Source organism: Streptomyces hesseae, assembly GCF_031845785.1.
GTDB classification, from domain to species: domain Bacteria; phylum Actinomycetota; class Actinomycetes; order Streptomycetales; family Streptomycetaceae; genus Streptomyces; species Streptomyces hesseae.
The window spans coordinates 26,879-45,873 of sequence record NZ_JAVRFI010000029.1 but is presented as its reverse complement, the minus strand read 5'-3'; the positions used below and the strand labels follow the sequence as shown (position 1 = coordinate 45,873).

At 73.7% G+C, this 18,995-nt stretch carries 20 protein-coding genes; 6 read left to right on the top strand and 14 right to left on the bottom strand.

Going from position 1 to position 18,995, the window contains the following annotated elements:
* The first annotated feature begins 43 nt into the window (after window positions 1–43).
* Complete coding sequence (gene chcB / locus RM609_RS30195; RefSeq protein ID WP_311615077.1) at window positions 44–844, top strand: 2-cyclohexenylcarbonyl CoA isomerase; 801 nt, start codon at window positions 44–46, stop codon at window positions 842–844.
* A gap of 20 nt (window positions 845–864) precedes the next feature.
* On the opposite strand, the gene RM609_RS30190 is transcribed toward chcB, so the two are convergent.
* Together RM609_RS30190 and RM609_RS30185 are read right to left on the bottom strand one after the other, a co-directional pair.
* Window positions 865–1,458, bottom strand: coding sequence for a DNA-3-methyladenine glycosylase I (locus tag RM609_RS30190; protein WP_311615075.1), 594 nt, complete (start codon window positions 1,456–1,458; stop codon window positions 865–867).
* The gene (locus RM609_RS30185; protein WP_311615073.1) at window positions 1,455–1,901 is read right to left on the bottom strand and encodes a DivIVA domain-containing protein; all 447 of its coding nucleotides are present in this window, start codon (window positions 1,899–1,901) and stop codon (window positions 1,455–1,457) included. Before RM609_RS30185 ends, RM609_RS30190 begins: the two co-directional genes overlap by 4 nt.
* Before the next feature lie 115 nt (window positions 1,902–2,016).
* On the opposite strand from RM609_RS30185, the gene folP reads away from it, so the two are divergent.
* A complete protein-coding gene (gene folP, locus RM609_RS30180; protein ID WP_311615071.1) occupies window positions 2,017–2,877 on the top strand; it encodes a dihydropteroate synthase in 861 nt (286 codons plus the stop codon).
* Between the two features lie 60 nt (window positions 2,878–2,937).
* Here folP and RM609_RS30175 read toward each other — a convergent pair whose 3' ends face one another.
* Together RM609_RS30175 and dapE are read right to left on the bottom strand one after the other, a co-directional pair.
* Entirely contained in the window at window positions 2,938–3,687 is a 750-nt protein-coding gene (locus RM609_RS30175) for an LOG family protein (protein WP_311615069.1), read from the bottom strand.
* A gap of 105 nt (window positions 3,688–3,792) precedes the next feature.
* The gene (dapE, locus tag RM609_RS30170) at window positions 3,793–4,872 is read right to left on the bottom strand and encodes a succinyl-diaminopimelate desuccinylase (protein ID WP_311615067.1); all 1,080 of its coding nucleotides are present in this window, start codon (window positions 4,870–4,872) and stop codon (window positions 3,793–3,795) included.
* Between the two features lie 73 nt (window positions 4,873–4,945).
* On the opposite strand from dapE, the gene RM609_RS30165 reads away from it, so the two are divergent.
* Both RM609_RS30165 and RM609_RS30160 read left to right on the top strand, forming a co-directional pair.
* Window positions 4,946–5,857: a VldE C-terminal domain-containing protein gene (locus RM609_RS30165; protein ID WP_311615065.1), complete on the top strand. Its 912-nt coding sequence runs from the start codon at window positions 4,946–4,948 to the stop codon at window positions 5,855–5,857.
* A 289-nt stretch (window positions 5,858–6,146) separates the two neighbouring features.
* On the top strand, window positions 6,147–6,545 hold the full coding sequence (locus tag RM609_RS30160; RefSeq protein WP_311615063.1) for an ATP-binding protein: 399 nt from the start codon (window positions 6,147–6,149) through the stop codon (window positions 6,543–6,545).
* Between the two features lie 119 nt (window positions 6,546–6,664).
* Here the strand turns inward: RM609_RS30160 and dapC are convergent, their stop codons facing one another.
* Together dapC and fdxA are read right to left on the bottom strand one after the other, a co-directional pair.
* Window positions 6,665–7,762 (bottom strand): succinyldiaminopimelate transaminase, encoded by a 1,098-nt coding sequence (dapC, locus tag RM609_RS30155; RefSeq protein WP_311615061.1) that lies wholly within the window; start codon window positions 7,760–7,762, stop codon window positions 6,665–6,667.
* A 106-nt stretch (window positions 7,763–7,868) separates the two neighbouring features.
* On the bottom strand, window positions 7,869–8,198 hold the full coding sequence (gene fdxA, locus RM609_RS30150) for a ferredoxin (protein ID WP_229351726.1): 330 nt from the start codon (window positions 8,196–8,198) through the stop codon (window positions 7,869–7,871).
* Window positions 8,199–8,312: 114 nt separating this feature from the next.
* On the opposite strand from fdxA, the gene RM609_RS30145 reads away from it, so the two are divergent.
* Window positions 8,313–9,320 (top strand): GNAT family N-acetyltransferase, encoded by a 1,008-nt coding sequence (locus tag RM609_RS30145; RefSeq protein WP_311615057.1) that lies wholly within the window; start codon window positions 8,313–8,315, stop codon window positions 9,318–9,320.
* A gap of 62 nt (window positions 9,321–9,382) precedes the next feature.
* Window positions 9,383–10,234 carry a transglutaminase family protein gene (locus tag RM609_RS30140; protein ID WP_311615055.1) on the top strand — a complete coding sequence of 284 codons (852 nt, stop codon included), beginning with the start codon at window positions 9,383–9,385 and terminating at the stop codon, window positions 10,232–10,234.
* Between the two features lie 19 nt (window positions 10,235–10,253).
* Here RM609_RS30140 and RM609_RS30135 read toward each other — a convergent pair whose 3' ends face one another.
* The 8 genes from RM609_RS30135 to RM609_RS30100 all read right to left on the bottom strand — a co-directional run bounded on the left by RM609_RS30135 (window position 10,254) and on the right by RM609_RS30100 (window position 18,955).
* On the bottom strand, window positions 10,254–10,883 hold the full coding sequence (locus RM609_RS30135; RefSeq protein ID WP_311615053.1) for a response regulator transcription factor: 630 nt from the start codon (window positions 10,881–10,883) through the stop codon (window positions 10,254–10,256).
* Between the two features lie 16 nt (window positions 10,884–10,899).
* Complete coding sequence (locus RM609_RS30130; protein ID WP_438828572.1) at window positions 10,900–12,117, bottom strand: sensor histidine kinase; 1,218 nt, start codon at window positions 12,115–12,117, stop codon at window positions 10,900–10,902.
* A 48-nt stretch (window positions 12,118–12,165) separates the two neighbouring features.
* Window positions 12,166–12,906 carry an ABC transporter permease gene (locus tag RM609_RS30125; RefSeq protein ID WP_311615050.1) on the bottom strand — a complete coding sequence of 247 codons (741 nt, stop codon included), beginning with the start codon at window positions 12,904–12,906 and terminating at the stop codon, window positions 12,166–12,168.
* Window positions 12,903–13,856 (bottom strand): ABC transporter ATP-binding protein, encoded by a 954-nt coding sequence (locus RM609_RS30120; protein ID WP_311615048.1) that lies wholly within the window; start codon window positions 13,854–13,856, stop codon window positions 12,903–12,905. The genes RM609_RS30125 and RM609_RS30120 overlap by 4 nt, the downstream gene beginning before the upstream one ends.
* Window positions 13,857–14,021: 165 nt before the next feature.
* The gene (locus tag RM609_RS30115; protein ID WP_311615046.1) at window positions 14,022–17,174 is read right to left on the bottom strand and encodes a peptidoglycan binding domain-containing protein; all 3,153 of its coding nucleotides are present in this window, start codon (window positions 17,172–17,174) and stop codon (window positions 14,022–14,024) included.
* Between the two features lie 198 nt (window positions 17,175–17,372).
* Window positions 17,373–17,750, bottom strand: coding sequence for a DUF6113 family protein (locus RM609_RS30110; RefSeq protein ID WP_311615044.1), 378 nt, complete (start codon window positions 17,748–17,750; stop codon window positions 17,373–17,375).
* 8 nt (window positions 17,751–17,758) lie between these two features.
* On the bottom strand, window positions 17,759–18,655 hold the full coding sequence (gene mshB / locus RM609_RS30105; RefSeq protein WP_311615042.1) for an N-acetyl-1-D-myo-inositol-2-amino-2-deoxy-alpha-D-glucopyranoside deacetylase: 897 nt from the start codon (window positions 18,653–18,655) through the stop codon (window positions 17,759–17,761).
* Window positions 18,656–18,760: 105 nt separating this feature from the next.
* On the bottom strand, window positions 18,761–18,955 hold the full coding sequence (locus tag RM609_RS30100; protein WP_126915863.1) for a hypothetical protein: 195 nt from the start codon (window positions 18,953–18,955) through the stop codon (window positions 18,761–18,763).
* Window positions 18,956–18,995: the final 40 nt, after the last annotated feature.

Sequence of the window (18,995 nt, the reverse complement as noted above, 5' to 3'; positions counted from 1 at the left end):
CCCCACTTATCGCACCGCAGCCGACCCAGGGAGGGACCGCATCATGGCGGACACCGTGCTCCACGAGGTGACCGACGGGCTCGCGACGATCACACTGAATCGTCCCGACGCCATGAACGCGCTGAACACCGAGACGAAGATCGCCCTCCGCGACGCCCTGCGCCGGGCGGGCGACGACCCCGCCGTACGGGCGGTGCTGCTGACCGCCACCGGCCGGGCCTTCTGTGTGGGCCAGGACCTCAAGGAGCATGTGACCTCGCTGGCCGCCGACCGCGAGAACGGCACCCGGTCGGCCATGGACACCGTCGAGGAGCACTACAACCCCATCGTCACCGCCATCACCCGGATGCCCAAGCCCGTCGTGGCCGGGGTCAACGGCGTGGCGGCGGGCGCCGGCGCGGGCTTCGCCTTCGCGGCGGACTACCGCGTGGTCGCGGACTCGGCCTCCTTCAACACGTCCTTCGCCGGGGTCGCGCTCACCGCCGACTCGGGCGTCTCCTGGACCCTCCCCCGGCTCATCGGCCGCAGCCGCGCCACCGACCTGCTGCTCTTCCCCCGCAATGTGAGCGCCCAGGAGGCGTACGAGCTGGGCATCGCGAACCGGGTCGTCCCGGCGGCCGAGCTGGCCGCCACGGCGGCCGAGGTCGCCCGCCGGCTGGCCGAGGGGCCGACGGCGGCGTACGCGGCGATCAAGGAGTCGCTCGCCCACGGGGCGGCGCACGGCCTGGAGGAGACCCTGGCCAAGGAGGAGGAGCTCCAGCGCGCGGCGGCCACGACGGAGGACCACGGCATCGCCGTGGCGGCGTTCCTGGCGAAGGAGCGCCCGCGCTTCGTGGGCCGGTAGGGCCGGCGGGGAGGGCAGATTCAGCCCTTCCGCGCGTGACAGCCCGCCAAGTGGTCGTTCACCAGCCCGCAGGCCTGCATCAGCGCGTACGCCGTCGTGGGCCCCACGAAGCGGAAGCCCTGCTTCTTGAGGGCCTTGGCCAACGCCGTCGACTCCGGCGTGACCGCCGGGACGTCGGCCGCCGAACGGGGCGCGGGCCGGGTGGCGGCGTCGGGGGCGTGGGACCACACCAGGGCGTCCAGCTCCCCCGGCGCCAGCTCGGCGGCGGCGCGCGCGTTGGCCAGCGTCGCCGCGATCTTCGCGCGGTTGCGGATGATGCCCGGGTCGGCCAGCAGCCGTTCGGCGTCCTCCTCCGTGAAGGCAGCCACCTTCTCGATGGAGAAGCCCGCGAACGCGGCCCGGAACCCCTCGCGGCGCCGCAGGATCGTCAGCCACGACAACCCCGACTGGAAGGCCTCCAGCGATATCCGCTCGAACAGGGCGTCGTCGCCGTGGACCGCGTGGCCCCATTCGGTGTCGTGGTAGACGCGGTAGTCCGCGAGGGTCTCCGCCTCCAGCCCCCAGGGGCAACGGGCCAGGCCGTCCGCCCCGATGACGACTCCACTACCGCTCATGACGTCTTCCCCCGGCTGTCCTGCGGCTCCTGCAGCTCTTGCTCCTGCGGCTCCTGCTCCTTCCGCGGCTCCTGCTCCCGCCGCTCCGCCGCGCCGCTCTCACGCTCCAGCAGCCCCTGCACCCCTATCGCCGCCGCCTGCGCCCCGGCGAGCGCGGCCTCCAGCTCGGCGATGCGGGCGTCGCGCTCGGCGAGCTCCGCGCCGAGCCGGTCCAGGGCGTCGTCGGTCTCGGCCATGCGGTAGCCGCGCAGGGCCAGGGGCAGGCGCAGCGCCTCGACGTCGGCCCGGCCCAGCGGCCGGCCGGCGGGCAGCGGCCAGGCCATCCGGTCGTGGGCGGCCTCGGGCAGGGTGTCCCCGCCACCGCCGTCACCGCCTCCCCCGGCGACGGCGAGCGTGACCGCGGCGACCACCACGACCAGCGCGATGAGCAAGAACCAGAACACGGCCGTCCCCTCGTTGCGTCCTCAGGCCGGCGTCGGCCAAACCGTCGACTCCGATCGTGCCATGCCGCACTGACAGTTAAGGTCGCTGGCGGACCAGGGAGAGGAAGAACGGAAAATGCTGCGGCTTGGACGACGCGAGTTCGACACCCACGAACCGGTGATCATGGCGATCGTCAACCGGACCCCGGACTCCTTCTACGACCAGGGCGCCACGTTCAGCGACGAACCGGCGCTCGCCCGGGTGGAGCAGGCCGTGGCCGAGGGCGCCGCCATCATCGACATCGGCGGGGTCAAGGCGGGCCCCGGCGCCGAGGTGACGGCCGAGGAGGAGGCCCGGCGCACGGTCGGGTTCGTCGCGGAGGTCCGGCGGCGCCACCCGGACGTGATCATCAGCGTCGACACCTGGCGGCACGACGTCGGCGAGGCGGTCTGCGAGGCCGGGGCTGATGTGCTGAACGACGCGTGGGGCGGTGTGGACCCCAAGCTGGCCGAGGTGGCCGCCCGTTACGGCGCCGGCCTGGTGTGCACCCACGCGGGCGGCGTGGAGCCGCGGACGCGGCCGCACCGCGTCGAGTACGACGATGTGATGGCGGACGTCCTGCGGGTGACGCTGGGGCTGGCGGAGCGGGCCGTGGAGCTGGGCGTTCGGCGCGACGGCATCATGATCGACCCCGGGCACGACTTCGGCAAGAACACCCGCCACTCGCTGGAGGCCACGCGCCGGCTGGGCGAGATGACGGAGACGGGCTGGCCGGTGCTCGTCTCGCTGTCCAACAAGGACTTCGTGGGCGAGACGCTGGACCGGCCGGTCAAGGAGCGGGTCATCGGGACGCTGGCGACGACGGCCGTCTCGGCGTGGCTCGGCGCGCAGGTGTACCGGGTGCACGAAGTGGCCGAGACGAAGCAGGTGCTCGACATGGTGGCGTCGATCGCCGGGCATCGCGCGCCGGCCGTCGCCCGGCGGGGGCTGGCCTAGCGTTCTTGAGCGCCGGACGGGCCGCACGCACGGCCCGTCCGGCGCTCAAGAAAGGCGCGATCAGGTGCCCGCCTCCTTCGTGACGACCCCGATCGCCTCCTCCACGTCGTCCGTGATGTGGAAGAGCTGGAGGTCCACGGCGCTCACCTTGCCCTCGGCGACGAGCGTGTTCTCCAGCCAGTCGAGCAGGCCCCGCCAGTAGGCGGTGCCGAAGAGGACGATGGGGAAGCGGGTGACCTTCTTCGTCTGAACGAGCGTGAGGGCCTCGAAGAGCTCGTCGAGGGTGCCCAGTCCGCCGGGCAGGACCACGAAGCCGCTCGCGTACTTCACGAACATGGTCTTCCGGACGAAGAAGTACCGGAAGTCGACCCCCAGGTTCACATAGGGGTTGAGGCCCTGCTCGAAGGGCAGCTCGATGCCGAGGCCCACCGAGATCCCGCCGGCCTCCATCGCGCCCTTGTTGGCGGCCTCCATCGCGCCGGGCCCGCCGCCGGTGATGACGGCGAAGCCCGCCTCGACGAGGCCGTTCCCGATGGCCACCCCGGCCTCGTAGTCCGGCGAGCCGGGCTTCGTACGGGCCGACCCGAACACACTGATCGCCGGTGGCAGTTCGGCGAGCGCGCCGAAGCCCTCGACGAACTCGGACTGGATGCGCAGGACCCGGAAGGGGTCCTCGTGAACCCAGTCCGCCGTCCCCCGGGTGTCCAGCAGATGCTGGTCCGTGGTGCCCGCCTGCATCTGGCCGTGCCGGCGGACGACCGGCCCCCGGCGCTGTTCCCGTCGCCCGCGCGACGCCTCGGGATTGCCCATGCCGTGCTCCCTCCGCCGCGGGCCGCAGAACCCGCGGTTCGTCGGTCTCGTTGCGCTTCAGCGTAGGTGGTGGCCGCCGGGGAGCCGTCCTCCCGGGCGACCGGATCAGGCCGTCAGCCAGGCCCGCAGCCGCTCCTCGCAGTGGGTGATCTTCGCGGTGTCCACGTGCTCGTCCCGCTTGTGGGCGTAGAGGGGGTCGCCGGGACCGTAGTTGACGGCGGGCACGCCGAGGGCGCTGAAGCGGGCCACGTCCGTCCAGCCGAACTTGGGCCGTGCCGTGCCGCCGACGGCCGCCATGAACGCCACGGCCGCCGGGTGGTCGAGACCCGGGCGGGCACCGCCGGACTGGTCGTCGACGATCAGCTCGGTGACGCCGCAGTCCGTGAAGATCTCGCGGACGTGCGCGAGCGCTTCCTCCGGCGTGCGGTCGGGGGCGTAGCGGAAGTTCACCGTCACGGTGCACTCGTCGGGGATGACGTTGTTGGCGACGCCGCCCTCGATCCGTACGGCGTTGAGGCCCTCGTGGTACTCGAGCCCGTCGACGACGGGGCGGCGCGGCTCGTAGGCGGCGAGGCGGGCGAGGATGGGGGCGGCGGCGTGCACGGCGTTGGAGCCCATCCAGCTCCGCGCCGAGTGGGCCCGCTCGCCCGTCGTGCGCAGCAGGACGCGCAGGGTGCCCTGGCAGCCGCCCTCGACCTCGCCCTCGGAGGGCTCCAGGAGGATGGCGAAGTCGCCCGCCAGCCAGTCGGGATGGGCCTCGGCGACATGGCCGAGGCCGTTGAGGTGGGCGGCGACCTCCTCGTTGTCGTAGAAGACGAAGGTGAGGTCGCGGTTGGGCTCGGGGACGGTCGCGGCGACGCGCAGCTGCACGGCGACGCCGGACTTCATGTCGCTGGTGCCGCAGCCCCACAGGATGCCGTTCTCGTCGAGGCGGGAGGGCACGTTGTCCGCGATGGGCACGGTGTCGATGTGCCCGGCCAGGACGACCCGCTCGGCGCGGCCGAGGTTCGTACGGGCCACGACGTTGTTGCCGTGCCGGTCGACCGTCAGGTGCGGCAGCTTGCGCAGTTCGGCCTCGATGGCGTCGGCGAGTGCCTTCTCGTCACCGCTCTCGGAACGGAAGTCGACGAGCCGGGCGGTGAGGGCGGCGGCGTCGAGGGACAGGTCCAGTGCGGGGTGATCCATGCCGCGAGCCTAACGCGACGCCGGGTACGGTCCGGAGGGGCCGCCGGGCGGTCTCTCAAGTAACGTGGCCCGCATGTCCGGGATCATCGTCACCCGTCGTGGCCGCCTGCTGCGCACCGTGGCCGCCTGCGCCGTGCTGCTGGCGCTGGTCGGCTATCTGGTGGCGCAGCTGATCACCGGTGGGCCCGGGGCGCCGCGGTGCACGATGCGGGCGAACGGGCAGACGTACTCCCTCTCCCCCGAGCAGGCGGTCAACGCGGCGACGATCTCCGCCGTGGGGTCGGCGCGCGGGCTGCCGGAGCGAGCCGTGACGATCGCGCTGGCCACGGCGATGCAGGAGTCGGGGCTGCGCAACATCCACCACGGCGACCGCGATTCGCTGGGGCTCTTCCAGCAGCGGCCGACCCAGGGCTGGGGCACGGCGGCGCAGATCACGGACCCGGTCTACGCGTCGGGGAAGTTCTACGACCATCTGGTGGACGTGCCGGGCTACTCGCGGCTGCCGCTGACGGTGGCCGCGCAGAAGGTGCAGCGCAGCGGTTTCCCGCAGGCGTACGCCAAGCACGAGCCGGACGCGTCGTTGCTGTCGTCGGGGCTCACGGGCCGCACGGCGGCCTCGTTCAGCTGTACGAAGAGCCCGAGCGACGGCAAGGCCGGCGATCCGGTGGCGGTGCGGGCGAAGCTGAGCCGGGAGTTCGGGGTGGAGGCCACCCCGTCCGTGACCGGGGACGGCCGGGCCGGGGTGGCCGGCGGCCGCACGGTGACCGTGCCGGTGCGCCCGGGGCCGGACGACGAGACGCCGTCGAAGCGCGGCTGGGCGGTGGCGTCCTGGGCGGTGGCGCACGCGGCGGAGCTGCGGATCGAGCGGATCTCCTTCGGCGGCCGGGTGTGGTCGGCGGAGAATTCGGCGGACGGCTGGCGGAAATCGGCGGAAGAAGCGGGCGGCGACGGCACGCCGGCGGTACGGATCACGACCGTTCAGTAGTACGACCGTCCCCTCGCCGGGAGTACCCGCCGCATACGGGAGTTGCCGGGTCCACGGCAATCCGCACGCGTTCTCGACCCACCCCCAACTCCCTTGTGAATAAAGGCTTTTCAGGCTTCCGTATCGATTGACAACCTGCCCGGTATGGCGGGTTTTCAGTGGTCCCGATAATGCGACGCATTACCCAGTCTTTACCTTGGTCCACCGCAACCTTCGCCGGGCTCACGCGGTAGTCACTGCGTCCGCACGCCGGACAGCAACCGACTTCCCACTCCGCCAAAGGAGCAACATGTCCCTCCCCCTCACGCGCCGGATCGCCCGGGTGGCCCTGCTCGTCGCTGCGGGTGCCGCTCCCGTCGTCGGCGCGGCCGGCTCCGCGAGCGCCGCGGACCTCACCAAGGCCACGGATCTGGCTCCGGTGAGCGCGCTGGACACCACCACCGTGAGCAAGGCGGCCGGTGCCACCTCCCACACGGCCGGCAGCATGGCGACGGGCGTCGGGCAGCAGGCCGTCGGCACGGCCGTACCGATGGCCTCCCACGCGGTGCACAAGGCCGGCAACGAGACCGTTCCGGCCGCCAACAAGGCCGCGGGCAACCTCGTGGGCGGCGCGGCCTCGGCCGTCGGCGGCACCGCGCAGGGCGTGACCAAGGGCGGCGTCCCCCAGCTGCCCGGCGTCGGCGGCTGATCCGTCCGCCGGAGACGACGGCGTCACGGCACCGAGGTGGCGGCGTCACACAGCAGCACCGAGGGGCCCGGGAGCTTTCGCTCCCGGGCCCCTCGTCATGCGTGCCGCGTGCGTAGGCGTTACTCGGCCAGACGACGGACCGCCGCCTCCACCCGCTCATCGGTGGCGGTGAACGCGATCCGTACGAACCGCTCGCCCGCCCGACCGTAGAAGTCACCCGGCGCGACGAGGATGCCGCGCTTGGCGAGCCCGTCGACCGTCTCCCAGCACGACTCGTCGCGCGTGGCCCACAGGTACAGCGACGCCTCGCTGTGCTCGATCCGGAAGCCCGCTGCCTCGAAGGCGGCGCGCAGCGCGTCCCGGCGGCGGGCGTAGCGGGCCCGCTGCTCGGCGACGTGCGCCGAGTCGCCCAGGGCCGCGACGGTGGCGGCCTGGACCGGGGCGGCGACCATCATCCCGCCGTGCTTGCGGATCTGGAGCAGCTCGCCCAGGACGGCGGGGTCGCCGGCGATGAACGCGGCGCGGTAGCCGGCGAGGTTCGAGCGCTTGGAGAGCGAGTGGACGGCGACGATCCCCTCGTACGAGCCGCCGCAGACGTCCGGGTGGAGCACGGAGACGGGGTCGGCCTCCCAGCCCAGCTCCAGGTAGCACTCGTCGCTGAAGACCAGTACGCCGTGCTCTCGCGCCCAGGCCACCGCGCGGCGCAGCTCGTCCTTGGACAGGACGCGGCCGGTGGGGTTGGACGGCGAGTTCAGCCAGAGCAGCTTCAGGCCGGCCGGGTCGAGCTCGGTCGGGTCGTCGTAGACGACGGCCTCGGCGCCCACCAGGCGCGCGCCGACCTCGTAGGTCGGGTAGGCGAGGCGGGGGTAGGCGACCTTGTCGCCCGGGCCGAGGCCCAGCTGGGTCGGCAGCCAGGCCACCAGCTCCTTGGAGCCGACGACCGGCAGCACATTGGCGTGCGTCAGGCCCCGGGCGCCCAGGCGGCGCTCCACCCAGCCGGTGAGCGCGTCGCGCAGCGCGGCCGTGCCCCACACCGTGGGATAGCCGGGGCTGTCGGCCGCGTCGGCCAGCGCCCGCTGGACCACGGCCGGGACCGGGTCGACCGGGGTGCCCACCGACAGGTCCACGATGCCGTCGGGGTGGGAGGCCGCGGTGGCCTTGTAGGGCTCGAGCCGGTCCCAGGGGAAGACGGGGAGGCGGGAAGAGACTGCGCTCACGGTGCTCGCTGCTCGCTCTCGTGCGCTAGGGGTGGCCGGTGGGGGAAACGCCAGCGGGCCCCGCACGGCGATGGCCGTACGGGGCCGCGGCGAGGACCGCTGTCGGTCAGTGCTCCGGGTTGATGTCCGCGGGCAGAGACGCGATGAAGGGGTGGTCGCGCTCGATCAGGCCCAGCTTGGAGGCACCACCGGGCGAACCGAGCTCGTCGAAGAACTCGACGTTCGCCTTGTAGTAGTCCTTCCACTCCTCCGGCGTGTCGTCCTCGTAGAAGATCGCCTCGACGGGGCAGACCGGCTCACAGGCACCACAGTCGACGCATTCGTCCGGGTGGATGTACAAGGACCGGGAGCCCTCGTAGATGCAGTCGACGGGGCACTCCTCGATGCACGCCTTGTCCTTCACGTCGACACAAGGCTGCGCGATGACGTAGGTCACGCTGTCGTTCCTCCTCGGTAGGGCTCATCTCGCGCGGGAGCGCGGCGTCGTCGATGCCCACACCTAGTATCTCCCTCCCCGGGCACATGACGAACAAGAGGGGCGGACGGAGCTGTGGAATTCACCACGGGCGGAAGACTGGAGGTCCGGATCTCCACGGCAGATGTGGGAAAAAGGGTCTCCGTACGGCGGCTGAACGACTCCGGGAGTTCGCCGGAGCGTTTCACCGACGCGGTGGGCGTACTGACCTCCTGGGGCGACGGTGTGCTGCGAATCACACGGCGTACCGGGGAGGTCGTGGAGGTTCCGGAGGCCTCTCTGGTCGCGGGCAAGGTCGTCCCCATGACACCCGCCCGGCGGCGGGGGCCCGCCGCCGGGCTGCGTGAGCTCCAGGAGGTCGCGGCGCGCGGCTGGCCCGCGCGCGAGACCGCCCGGCTGGGCGGCTGGACGCTGCGCGCGGCGGGCGGCTTCAGCTCCCGGGCCAACTCCGTCCTGCCCCTCGGCGACCCCGGGCTGCCCCTGCCGGAGGCCCTGGACCGGGTGGCCGCCTGGTACACGGAGCGTGACCTGCCGGCGCTCGTCCAGGTCGTCACGGGTCACCCGGACGCGGACGAGCGGCTGGACGCGGAGCTCGCCCGGCGCGGCTGGACGGCCCAGTGGCCCACCGTGACCCGGACGGCCGCGCTGGCGCCGATCGCCGACGCCGTGGCCCCCGGCGCGGGTGACGTACGGCTGGCCCGCGAGCCGGACGCGGCCTGGCTCACGGCCTACGGGCGGACCGGCGCGGACCCGGTGGACGCGCGGGCCGTGCTGTGCGGCGGGCCGTCGGTGTGGTTCGCGACCGTGCCGGGAGCCGCCGGGGAGCGCCCGGCGGCCATCGCGCGCTGTGTCGTCGACGGCCGGTGGGCCGGGTTCATGGCCCTGGAGGTGGCCCCGGAGCGGCGCCGGGAGGGGCTGGGCACGCTGGTCATGGCCCGGCTGGCCCAGGAGGCGCTGCGCGAGGGCGCCTCGGCGGCGTACCTCCAGGCCCTGGCGGACAACCCGGCCGCGGCCGGGCTCTACGACGAGCTCGGTTTCACCACCCACCACGCCTACCACTACCGTCGCGGCCCCGAGCACTGACACGGTCGCACCATGGACAGTGGCGGTGGCTGCGCCACCGCCCCGAGGGGTACGAGGCACGCATGTTTGACGACACGACCGCCCGGCGGCACCGCTTCGCCGGGGCCGCCCGGGACGACCGGCCCGACCTGGCGCTGCTGTGCCTGCTGATCTCCGCCGAGGCCGAGGCCGTGGCGGGCGGGGAGCTGGGCGAGGACGCGACCGACGCCGCGCAGATGGAGCTCGACCGGCTCGCCGGGTCGCTGCCCGCGCTGGGCCGCCGGGCGGCGCCGGCCCGCTGGGCGGACGCCCTGGCCACGCTCCTCGGCGAGCACTGCGGCTTCCACGGCTCGCCCGCGGACTACCGGCGGCTGGAGTCCTCGCTCCTCCACGAGGTGCTGCGGCGGCGGCGCGGACTGCCGATCCTGCTGTCCGTGGTGTGGATAGAGGTCGCCCGCCGGGCGGGCGCGCCCGTGTACGGGGTGGCGCTCCCCGGCCACTTCGTCGTCGGCATCGGGGACCCGCAGGGCGAGCACGTACTCGTCGACCCCTTCGACGGCGGGCGGGTGCTGTCCGAGGAGGACGCGGGGCTGCTGGTCGCGGGCGCCACGGGCACCCCGCTGACGCCGTCGATGTTCTCCCCGGCGGTCCCCCAGGAGATCGTGCTGCGCGTCCTGAACAACATCCGCGCCTGGGCGGCGGCACGGCCCGAGCGCAGTGACGTCCAGCTGTGGGCCGTCGAGCTGTCCCTCCTCCTGCCCAGCCACCCCGCCCGGCTCCGCTACGAGCGCGCCGAGCTCTTCGTAGAGCGCGGCGACTTCGCGCGGGGGGCGCGGGAGCTGGAGGAGTACGCGGAGGTCATCGCACCGGTCGAACCGGACGCGGCGGAGTCGGTCCGCCACCAGGCGCTCGCCGCGCGGGCGATGCTCAACTAAAGGGCGCGGTGGGGCAGCGTCACAACCACCCCTTGTCCCGCGCGATCCGTACCGCCTCCGCGCGGTTGCGCGCGCCCGTCTTCTGGATCGCCGTCGACAGATAGTTGCGCACCGTCCCGTGCGAGAGGTGCAGCGCCCGCGCCAGCTCCGCGTTCGTCGAGCCGTCGGCGGACGCGGTGAGGACCGCGCGCTCGCGGTCGGTGAGCGGGTTCGCCCCCTCGGCGAGCGCGGCCGCCGCCAGGGTCGGGTCGATGACGCGCTCGCCGCGCAGCACCCGCCGCAGCGCGTCCGCCAGCTGGGCCGCCGGGGCGTCCTTCACCAGGAACGCGTCGGCGCCGGACTCCATGGCCCGGCGCAGATAGCCGGGCCGGCCGAAGGTCGTCAGGATGACGACCTTGAGCCCCGGCAGTTCCCGCCGCAGCAGCGCCGCCGCGTCGAGCCCGGTCATCCCGGGCATCTCGATGTCCAGCAGCGCCACGTCGAGGGACGTGGCGCGGGCCGCGGTAAGGACCTCGTCGCCCCGGGCCACCTGCGCGACGACCTCGATGTCGTCCTCCAGGCCGAGGAGCGCGGCCAGCGCCTCCCTGACCATCGACTGGTCCTCGGCGAGGAGGACGCGAATATTCCCGGGTGGCGGTGCTGAAGTCACAGCGACAGGGTAGAGGTCAGACGGCCACCCGCCGCGAGAGCGGTACGCACGCCCGCAGCCGGAATCCGCCGCGCGGGCCCGGGCCGGTCTCCAGCCTGCCGTCGGCGAGGGCGAGCCGCTCGCTCAGCCCGGTCAGCCCGTTCCCGTAACCGCGCCCCGGACCGCGGCCGTTGTCGGTGACGGTCAGGCACATGTCGTCGCCCGCCTCCGCGAGCGTCACCTCGCAGCGCGTGGCACCGCTGTGCCGGACGGCATTGGTCACCGCCTCGCGCAGCGCCCACGCCAGGGCGCCCTCCTCGTCGGGCGGCAGATCGGGGTGGCCGGCCGCGGCCCGGCTCAGATCGGCGGTGATGCCGGCGGCGGCCAGGGCGGTACGGGCCCCGGCGAGCTCGGCCTCCAGGGTGGGCCGGCGAAAGCCGCTCACCGCCTCCCGGACGTCCACCAGGGCCTGCCGGCTCACCCGCTCGATGTCGGCGACCTGCCGGGCCGCGTCCTCCGGCCGGTCCGGGAGCATCCGCCCGGCCAGCTCGCTCTTGAGCGTGATCAGCGAGAGCGAGTGGCCGAGCAGATCGTGGAGGTCGCGGGCGAGCCGCAACCTCTCCTCGTTGGCGGCGAGATGGGCCACCGTCGCCCGCGCCTCACGCAGCGCACGGGTCGTCAGGGCCATCTGCCGCACCCCCACCATCGCGAAGCCGCCGAGCAGCGCGGGGACGACGAGCGCCACCACGAACTCCGCAACCGGGCCCCGCATGCTCGCGCCGACGGCCACCAGTACCCCCGTGACCAGTGGAACGGCGAGGCGAGCGAGCTTGGTGGGGAAGACCGCCCCGCAGGCGATGCTCGAGAAGACGAAGAGCACCAGCCAGGGGGTCCCCAGGGTGAGGGACAGGACGAGGGCCAGGCCCAGCATCACCCCGATCCAGCCGAGCACCTTGGGCCGGTCCAGGGCCCGCGAGGTGTGGCGGAAGACCAGGGTCAGGTAGGCGGCCACGAAGGCCGCCAGGCCCATGCCGCCCAGGACGTCGCCGACCAGGGCGTGGTGGTCGCCGAGGACGTCCTCCGCCGGGGCGGCGAGGTAGAAGAACCAGATGGAGATCCACAGCAGTTTGATCACTATCTGGCGGCGGTTCTCGGGCTGGGAGCCCATGCCGTTGTGGGTCTCGGCGGCCGACGGGTCGTCCTCGATCTCCATGACGGCGCGCCAAGGGTTCCGGCGTCGCTCGCGTCCGGCCATCGGCCCCTCTCTCCCTCCGTCCGTCCCTCGGACCCGTCCCGCGTCGGCTCAGGCCTTGCGGGTGTCCTTGCGGTAGAGCCAGGCCGCGGACCCGGCGAAGACGACAAGATAAGCCAGCAGCAGGCCGGCGTCCCTCAGGTGCGGCGCGTCGCCGCCCTCGATGGCCTGGCCGAGCGCCGCGTAGGCGTGGGTGGGCGTCCACTTGGCGATGGACTGGAGCCAGTCCGGGAAGGTCGTGGTCGGCATCCACAGGCCGCCCAGCATGGACAGCGCGAAGTAGACGATCATCGTGACCGGCCGGACGGCGTCACCGGAGACCAGGTAGCCCAGGGCCACGCCGAGCGCGGCGAAGACGATGCTGCCGGCCCAGATGGAGCCCGTCAGCGCGCCCCACTGCCAGGCGTCGAGCCGGACGTGCTTGACGGCCGCGGCGATGGCGAAGACGACGAGGATGGAGGGGAGGGAGACCACGGCGGCCGAGGCCACCTTGGCGGACACATAGCCGCGGCCGGGCAGGGCGGTGAGGCGCAGCTGGCGCACCCAGCCCTTCTCGCGCTCCTTGGCGATGCGCTCGCTGTTGCCGACGAGGACGGCCGTGATGGCGCCGAAGGAGGCCATGGAGACCATCATGATCAGCGGCAGCGTCAGCCGCGTGCCCTTGACGAGCTCCTTCTCGCTCGCACCGCCGGCGATGATCAGGAAGAGCAGCGCCGGGTACATCACGGAGAAGAACATGAACTTCTTGTTGCGCAGGGTGCGCGTTATTTCCAGCTTGACGAGAGTCTTCATCGGGCCGCCTCCTCGGCGGTCGCGGCGTCGTTGATGGCGAGGAAGGCCTGCTCCAGGCCGAGGCCCGCGACCTCGAGGTTGCGCGGGTAGAGGCCCAGCCCGTAGAGGGCGTGGACGGTGGCGTCGGCGTCGTGGGACTGGATCCGCACGGTACGGCCGGACACCTCCAGCGAGGCGAGGAACGGCAGCTCGCGGAGCGTGCCCTCGCCGACCGGCTGGTCGAGGTCGAAGACGATCCGGCGGGCGCCGGCCTTGGCCTTGATCTCGGCGGCCGAGCCGTCGGCGAGCAGCGTGCCGCCGCGCAGCACGATGACGCGGTCGGCGATGGCGTCGGCCTCTTCGAGGTAGTGGGTGGCGAAGAGGACCGTACGGCCCTGGCGCGTCTGCTCGCGCATCACGCCCCAGAACGCCTGGCGGGCCGAGACGTCCATGCCGGTCGTCGGCTCGTCCAGGACGATGAGGTCATTGGCGCCGGCCGTGGCCATGGCGAAGCGCACGCGCTGCTCCTGGCCGCCGGAGAGCTTGTTGACCATGCGGTCGGCGATGCCGGTGAGGTCTGCCGCCGCCAGCACCTGGTCGACGGGGAACGCCTTGGGGTGGAGGTCGCAGGCGAGCTTCACGATCTCCCGGACCTTCACCTCCTCCATCAGCCCGCCGCTCTGGAGCATGGCTCCGACGCGGCCCTGGAGGATGGCCTCCTGCGGCGTGGTGCCGAAGACCTCGACGCGCCCGGCGTCGGGGTTGCGCAGACCCAGCAGCAGGTCCAGGGTCGAGGACTTGCCCGCGCCGTTGGGGCCGAGCAGGGCGACGGTCTCGCCCGGGTAGAGGTCGAGGCTCAGATCGGCGACGGCACGCACGGTGCCGTAGTTCTTGCTGACGTTCTCAAAGCTGACCACGGGGGCGCCCGTGCGGCGCCCGTCCCCCGTGTTGACGCTTGCAGTAGTGGTCATGGAAAACATCTTCGCTGGTCAGGGGGTGCCGTCGGCAGTGTCGGACGTCGTGGACGGGGGATGACAGATGTCATGCGCCAAGCTGTGCCCGGAGCCATGCCCGGACGCACACGAGCCCCCGTGCCGCTGGGGCACGGGGGCTCGTGAGGACGGGTGAGGGCTCGCTCAGCCCGTCTGCTGGATCGTGGCGGTGCGCTCGGCGAGCGTCTTGCCACGCAGCGCCTTGCCTAGGGCGCCCGCGACGTCCTGCGGGGTGACGGGCTTCTTGGTGCCGTCGCCGCGCTGGATGAGGACGCCGTCGAACTTCTTGCCGTAGAGCTTCTTGAGCTCCTCCAGGTCGTAGCTCTCGACGAGCTTGCCGCCCACCTCCTTGACGGAGAGGATCTTCGGCAGCGAGAGCTCCGGCCCGAACTGGATGGCGTGGGCCGCGTCCGCCTGCACGGTGACCAGACCGGACATCGCGGGCTTCGCGAACTCGGTCATCATCCGGTCGACCTCGGCGTTGGTCACCTTCGGCTGCTGCGAGGACGTCGTCAGCTCGACGGGCTTGTCCTTGCCGGTGGCGGCGCGGTCGCGGTAGGCCTGGGAGATCGCCTTGACCGACTTGTCCACGTCCACGCCCTCGTACGGCTGCCCGTAGACGGCGACGGCCTTGCCCGGCTCGAACTTGATCGTGCCGTCCTTCGCCGAGCCGGTCTCGCCGGCCAGCGACTTGAGGGCGGCGGCGACCTTCTCCTCGTCGACGTTCAGGGTCGGCTCGGCGGCGTGGGTGTTGCCGATGAGCGAGCCCAGGACGGTGACGGGGTTGTAGTCCCGGCCGGACGCGGCGCGCACGGTGGCCTGGGTGTCGATGGACAGGCCCGCCACGGAGGGCTTCAGGGCGGCCGGTTTGCCGCCGATGGAGAGCTTCAGCGGGGCGGTGGCGCGGTCGCCGAGGGCCGAGTCGAGCTTCTTGACGGCCTCGTCCTTGGACTTGCCGCCGATGTCGACGCCCAGGACGGTGGTGCCGTTCGGTACGTCGGCGTGGTCGAGCAGCAGCCCCGCGGCGTAGGCGGCGGCGACCAGGCCGATGACCCCGCCGCCCAGGAGGACGAGCTTGGAGCGGCCCTTCTTCTTGGGCGCGGGCTTGGGCGCTGCCTTGGCGGCCGGCTTGGCCGGCGGCTTGGGCACGCCGGTACCGGACTTCGCCGACGGGGCCGGCGGGGCCGGGACGGCGGACTTCGGCTTGGGCACGGCGATGCGCGGCGCACCGGCGTCCACCGGGGACTTCGCCCCCTGGCCGGCGGCCGGGGGCACGGTCGGCACCCCGCTGACCAGCGCCTCGCCGGCCGGTGCGCCCGGTGCGCCCGGTGCAGGCATGCCGACGGGAGCGGAAGCGGAGGGGGAAGCGGAACCCTTCGGTCCACGCTTCTTGCCCCTGCCCTTGCCCGCGCCGCCGCCCTGCGGGGCGCCGCCCTGCGGGCCCGGCGGCGGGACCACGGGAACGCCCTGGCGCGGCGTGTCGGTACGCCCGGTCGCGAACGCGGCACCCCCGGCGGGCACACCACCGATGGTGGGGCCGACGGTGGGCATGGACATCTGCTGGGTGGTCCCGGCATTCGGCACACCGCCGCCGCCTGCAGGCGCACCACCGTGACGGCCCTTGCCACCCGGCGGCGGTACGGCACCGGTCGTCGAGGCGTCACCGGGCCACGGGGCGCCACCGTTGGCACCGGCCGCGCCCGGCATACCGGGCTGCGGAACGGAACCCGTTGCGGAGGAGTCGGAGGAGTCACCCGGCCACGGGGCGCCACCGCCGACGGCACCCGGGCCGCCCGGGTGGCCCTTGCCACCGGACTGCGGCATGCCGCCCGTCGTCGAAGCGTCACCCGGCCACGGGGCGCCACCGTTGGCACCGAGGCCACCGGTCGCACCGGGAACACCCGGCTGCGGCACGGCACCCGTCGTCGAAGCATCGCCGGGCCACGGCACACCGCCGCCCACGGCACCCGGACCACCCGGCTGCTGTCCGCCACCGGCCGTCATACCGTCACCCGGCCACGGGGCACCGCCCTTGCCGACGGGGCCACCCGGCTGCGGAGCGGCACCGGCCGTCGAAGCGTCGCCGGGCCACGGGGCGCCGCCGCCGACGGCACCCGGGCCACCGGGGTGACCGTTGCCGCCGGGCTGCTGCGCGCCGGCGCCCGGGCCGCCCGGGTGGCCCTTGCCGCCCGGCTGCGGGACGCCGCCGGCCGTCGCGGCGTCACCCTGCCACGGGGCGCCGCCCGTCGGTGCGGGGTCGTTCGGGTGCTGCATGGCGCCCGCCGGGGTGGACGTGCCGGGCCAGTCGTCGCCGGCGGCGGCCGCGCGGCGGCGGGCGGCGCCCTTCTTGCCTGTGGGGAGGTTCTGCTGCGCGCTGCCGGTCGGCGTGCCGTCACCCGGCCACGGGGCGCCGCCGTTGCCGGTGGGGCCGCCGGCCTGGGGCATGCCGCCGGTCGTCGCGGGGGTGCCCTGCCACGGGGCGTCGGCGCCGGGCACGGGCGGCTGCGGCATCGCACCGGTCGTCGAGGCGTCAGCCGGCCACGGCGCGGCGCCGGGGGCGCCCGGTACGGGCGGCTGCGGCATCGCGGCGGTGGTGGAGGGGTCCTGCGGCCAGGAGCCGCCGGAGTCGGCGGCCGGGGCGGGGTTGCCGCCGTACGCGCCACGGGCTGCCGCGCCGCGGCGCGGCAGCGGCGGGGCCTGCTTGCCGGCGGAGCCGGCGCCCGCGCCGCCCGCGGGCGGCTGGCGGCGGGCCGCGGCGGGCGGCGGGGTCGTCCCGGAGGACTTGCGCGGCGCGAACCAGTCGCTCGGCGCGGAACCCGAACCGGAATCGGAAGCGGAACCCGAAGGGGAGCCCGCGGCGGCGGCCGCGCCGGCCGCCGCGGCGGGGGTCTTCTTCGTCGGCTTGGGGCGCGTCGGCAGGCCGGACCTACCGGTCCCGGAGGGCGCGGAAGCGGAAGGCGCGGAGGGCGCGGCAGGCGCGGCCGGACCGGAGGTCGCGCCGGGCCCGGACGGCGGCGCGGCGGCGGCCGCGTCCGCGGCGCCGCCCTCGCTGTCGACGGTCGTACGCATGACGACGGGCGGAATGGGGCGCGAGCCCGGGATGTTGATGCGGATCCGCGTCGTCATCGTGGTCTCGGTCTTCGGCTCGTTCGGCCTGGCGGCCGAGGCCGGCGAAGCGGCCGGACCCGGTGCGGGCTCCTCCCCTTGCGGGGTCCCGTAGGGCGTGGTGCCCGAGGGGTAGGCGGCACCGCCGCGGCCCTGGGCCCCGGAGGACGAACTGTCAGATGCACGGCTCAAAGCAGGATCTCCCGGTTACTCTTCGCCGCCCTCTTTTGACCTCGCTTGGGGTCGCCCATGCCGGAGGCCAGGGGAGGCTCGGCGGCGGCACCACCATACTGGGGACCACGGGCCGGTATTCGACGACTGCTGGATCACTCCCCCGACCGGCCGGATGACAGTCGGGTAGAAATCATCACGACACTTCCCAAGTCGGGCCTAAGCGCCGTCCGGTTGCGGCACTTTCGCAACCGTGGCGCACATCACAGCGACACCCATGCCGCCCAGGAGATACGCGTACGAGCCCAGGCCGGCCCCGAAGAGGAAGTCGCCCTCCGGCCGGCTGGCCGCCAGGATCAGCACGGAGACGAGCCAGCCCGTGCCGGCCGCCCCGCCGCCCACGCGGCTGCGGGTGGCGACCACCGAGCCGTAGCACAGCCCGCCGACGGCCAGGAGCGCCAGCAGCAGTCCGCCGGGGAACCAGCCGCCCTGGACGAGGGCGCCCGCGACGCCCGTGACGAAGCCGAGGACGGCGAGGCCCAGGTAGGCGGCGAGGCGCCCGGGGCCGGGCACGGTGAAGAGTCCACTGTTGTCCATGGGCCCGGTCACACACCCGTCCCGGCGAAGAGGTCGTCCTCGCGGGCGCCCGGGGCCGCCCCGGACCCGCCCCTGACGAGCCGGTAGTACTCGGTGGGGAAGAGCGGCTGGCCCAGGTCGTTGGAGAGCGCGAAGAAGGGCCCGTCCACGGCGATCTGCGTGGCGTGCGCGCGCATCGCCGCCGCCTTCCGCTCCGCGTGGGCGGAGGTGTCGACCGCCGCGGTCACCTCCTCGTCGGGCAGCACGCCGGGGACGTCGTCGACGGAGGCGATGCCGGGGAAGAGGTCGCCCTCGCGGCCGGCCTCGCGCAGCCGGGCGAAGCCGGCCTCGACCACGGAGCGCGGGACGCAGTTCCAGTAGATCTTCGCGATCGTGTGGGGGTCGCCCAGGTCGCGGCGGAAGACCGGCTCGGCGGCGAGGTCCGCGGCGCGCATGGCGACGCGGTGGGCCTGGATGTGGTCGGGGTGGCCGTAGCCGCCGTTCTCGTCGTAGGTGACCAGGACCTGGGGGCGTACCCGGCGGATCACCTCCACGAGGGACGCGGCGGCCTCGTCCACATCGGCGCGCCAGAAGCAGTCCGGGTGCTCGTTCTGCGGGGCGCCCATCATGCCGGAGTCGCGGTAGCGGCCGGCCCCGCCGAGGAGGAGGTGGTCGGTGACGCCCAGCTCGGCCATGGCGGCGGCCAGTTCGCCCTCGCGGTAGGAGCCGAGGGTGTCGTCCCGGTCGGCGGCGAGGTGCGCCAGGGCGGGCGGGATCACCTCGCCCTCCTCACCGAGCGTGCAGGTCACCAGCGTGACGTGGGCACCCTCGGCGGCGTACTTCGCCATGGTCGCGCCATTGTTGATCGACTCGTCGTCCGGGTGCGCGTGCACCAGGAGCAGCCGGCGGCCGGGAAGATCGGTCATGGGGACAGCCTACGGTTCACGGCGGCCCGCCGGGATGTCGCCCGTGACCGCCGCGCCCCGTGCCCGCCCGCCGGTCGCCCCGGCCTGCCCGGCCCGTTCGGCCCGTCAGAACTTGATGTTGCTGACCATGGCCGTGACGCTGGATGTGAACTGGTGGATGGTCGGGCCCACGGAGGAGCTGGCGAGGTAGAACCCCAGCAGCACGCAGATCGCGGCGTGGCCCGTCTTCAGCCCGGATTTCCGGACCAGCAGGATGACGATGATCGCCAGCAGCACCACCGCCGAAATCGAGAGTGCCACAGCGGCTCACCTCCAGGGACGCGCGGTCGGACGGACGGCT

Bases quoted from the DNA above. Each gene is read 5' to 3' on its own strand.
- chcB (WP_311615077.1), top strand. From the start codon at position 44: ATGGCGGACACCGTGCTCCACGAGGTGACCGACGGGCTCGCGACGATC.
- RM609_RS30190 (WP_311615075.1), bottom strand. From the start codon at position 1,458: ATGAGCGGTAGTGGAGTCGTCATCGGGGCGGACGGCCTGGCCCGTTGC.
- folP (WP_311615071.1), top strand. From the start codon at position 2,017: ATGCTGCGGCTTGGACGACGCGAGTTCGACACCCACGAACCGGTGATC.
- RM609_RS30175 (WP_311615069.1), bottom strand. From the start codon at position 3,687: ATGGGCAATCCCGAGGCGTCGCGCGGGCGACGGGAACAGCGCCGGGGG.
- dapE (WP_311615067.1), bottom strand. From the start codon at position 4,872: ATGGATCACCCCGCACTGGACCTGTCCCTCGACGCCGCCGCCCTCACC.
- RM609_RS30165 (WP_311615065.1), top strand. From the start codon at position 4,946: ATGTCCGGGATCATCGTCACCCGTCGTGGCCGCCTGCTGCGCACCGTG.
- RM609_RS30160 (WP_311615063.1), top strand. From the start codon at position 6,147: ATGTCCCTCCCCCTCACGCGCCGGATCGCCCGGGTGGCCCTGCTCGTC.
- RM609_RS30140 (WP_311615055.1), top strand. From the start codon at position 9,383: ATGTTTGACGACACGACCGCCCGGCGGCACCGCTTCGCCGGGGCCGCC.
- RM609_RS30130 (WP_438828572.1), bottom strand. From the start codon at position 12,117: ATGGCCGGACGCGAGCGACGCCGGAACCCTTGGCGCGCCGTCATGGAG.
- RM609_RS30125 (WP_311615050.1), bottom strand. From the start codon at position 12,906: ATGAAGACTCTCGTCAAGCTGGAAATAACGCGCACCCTGCGCAACAAG.
- RM609_RS30120 (WP_311615048.1), bottom strand. From the start codon at position 13,856: ATGACCACTACTGCAAGCGTCAACACGGGGGACGGGCGCCGCACGGGC.
- RM609_RS30110 (WP_311615044.1), bottom strand. From the start codon at position 17,750: ATGGACAACAGTGGACTCTTCACCGTGCCCGGCCCCGGGCGCCTCGCC.
- mshB (WP_311615042.1), bottom strand. From the start codon at position 18,655: ATGACCGATCTTCCCGGCCGCCGGCTGCTCCTGGTGCACGCGCACCCG.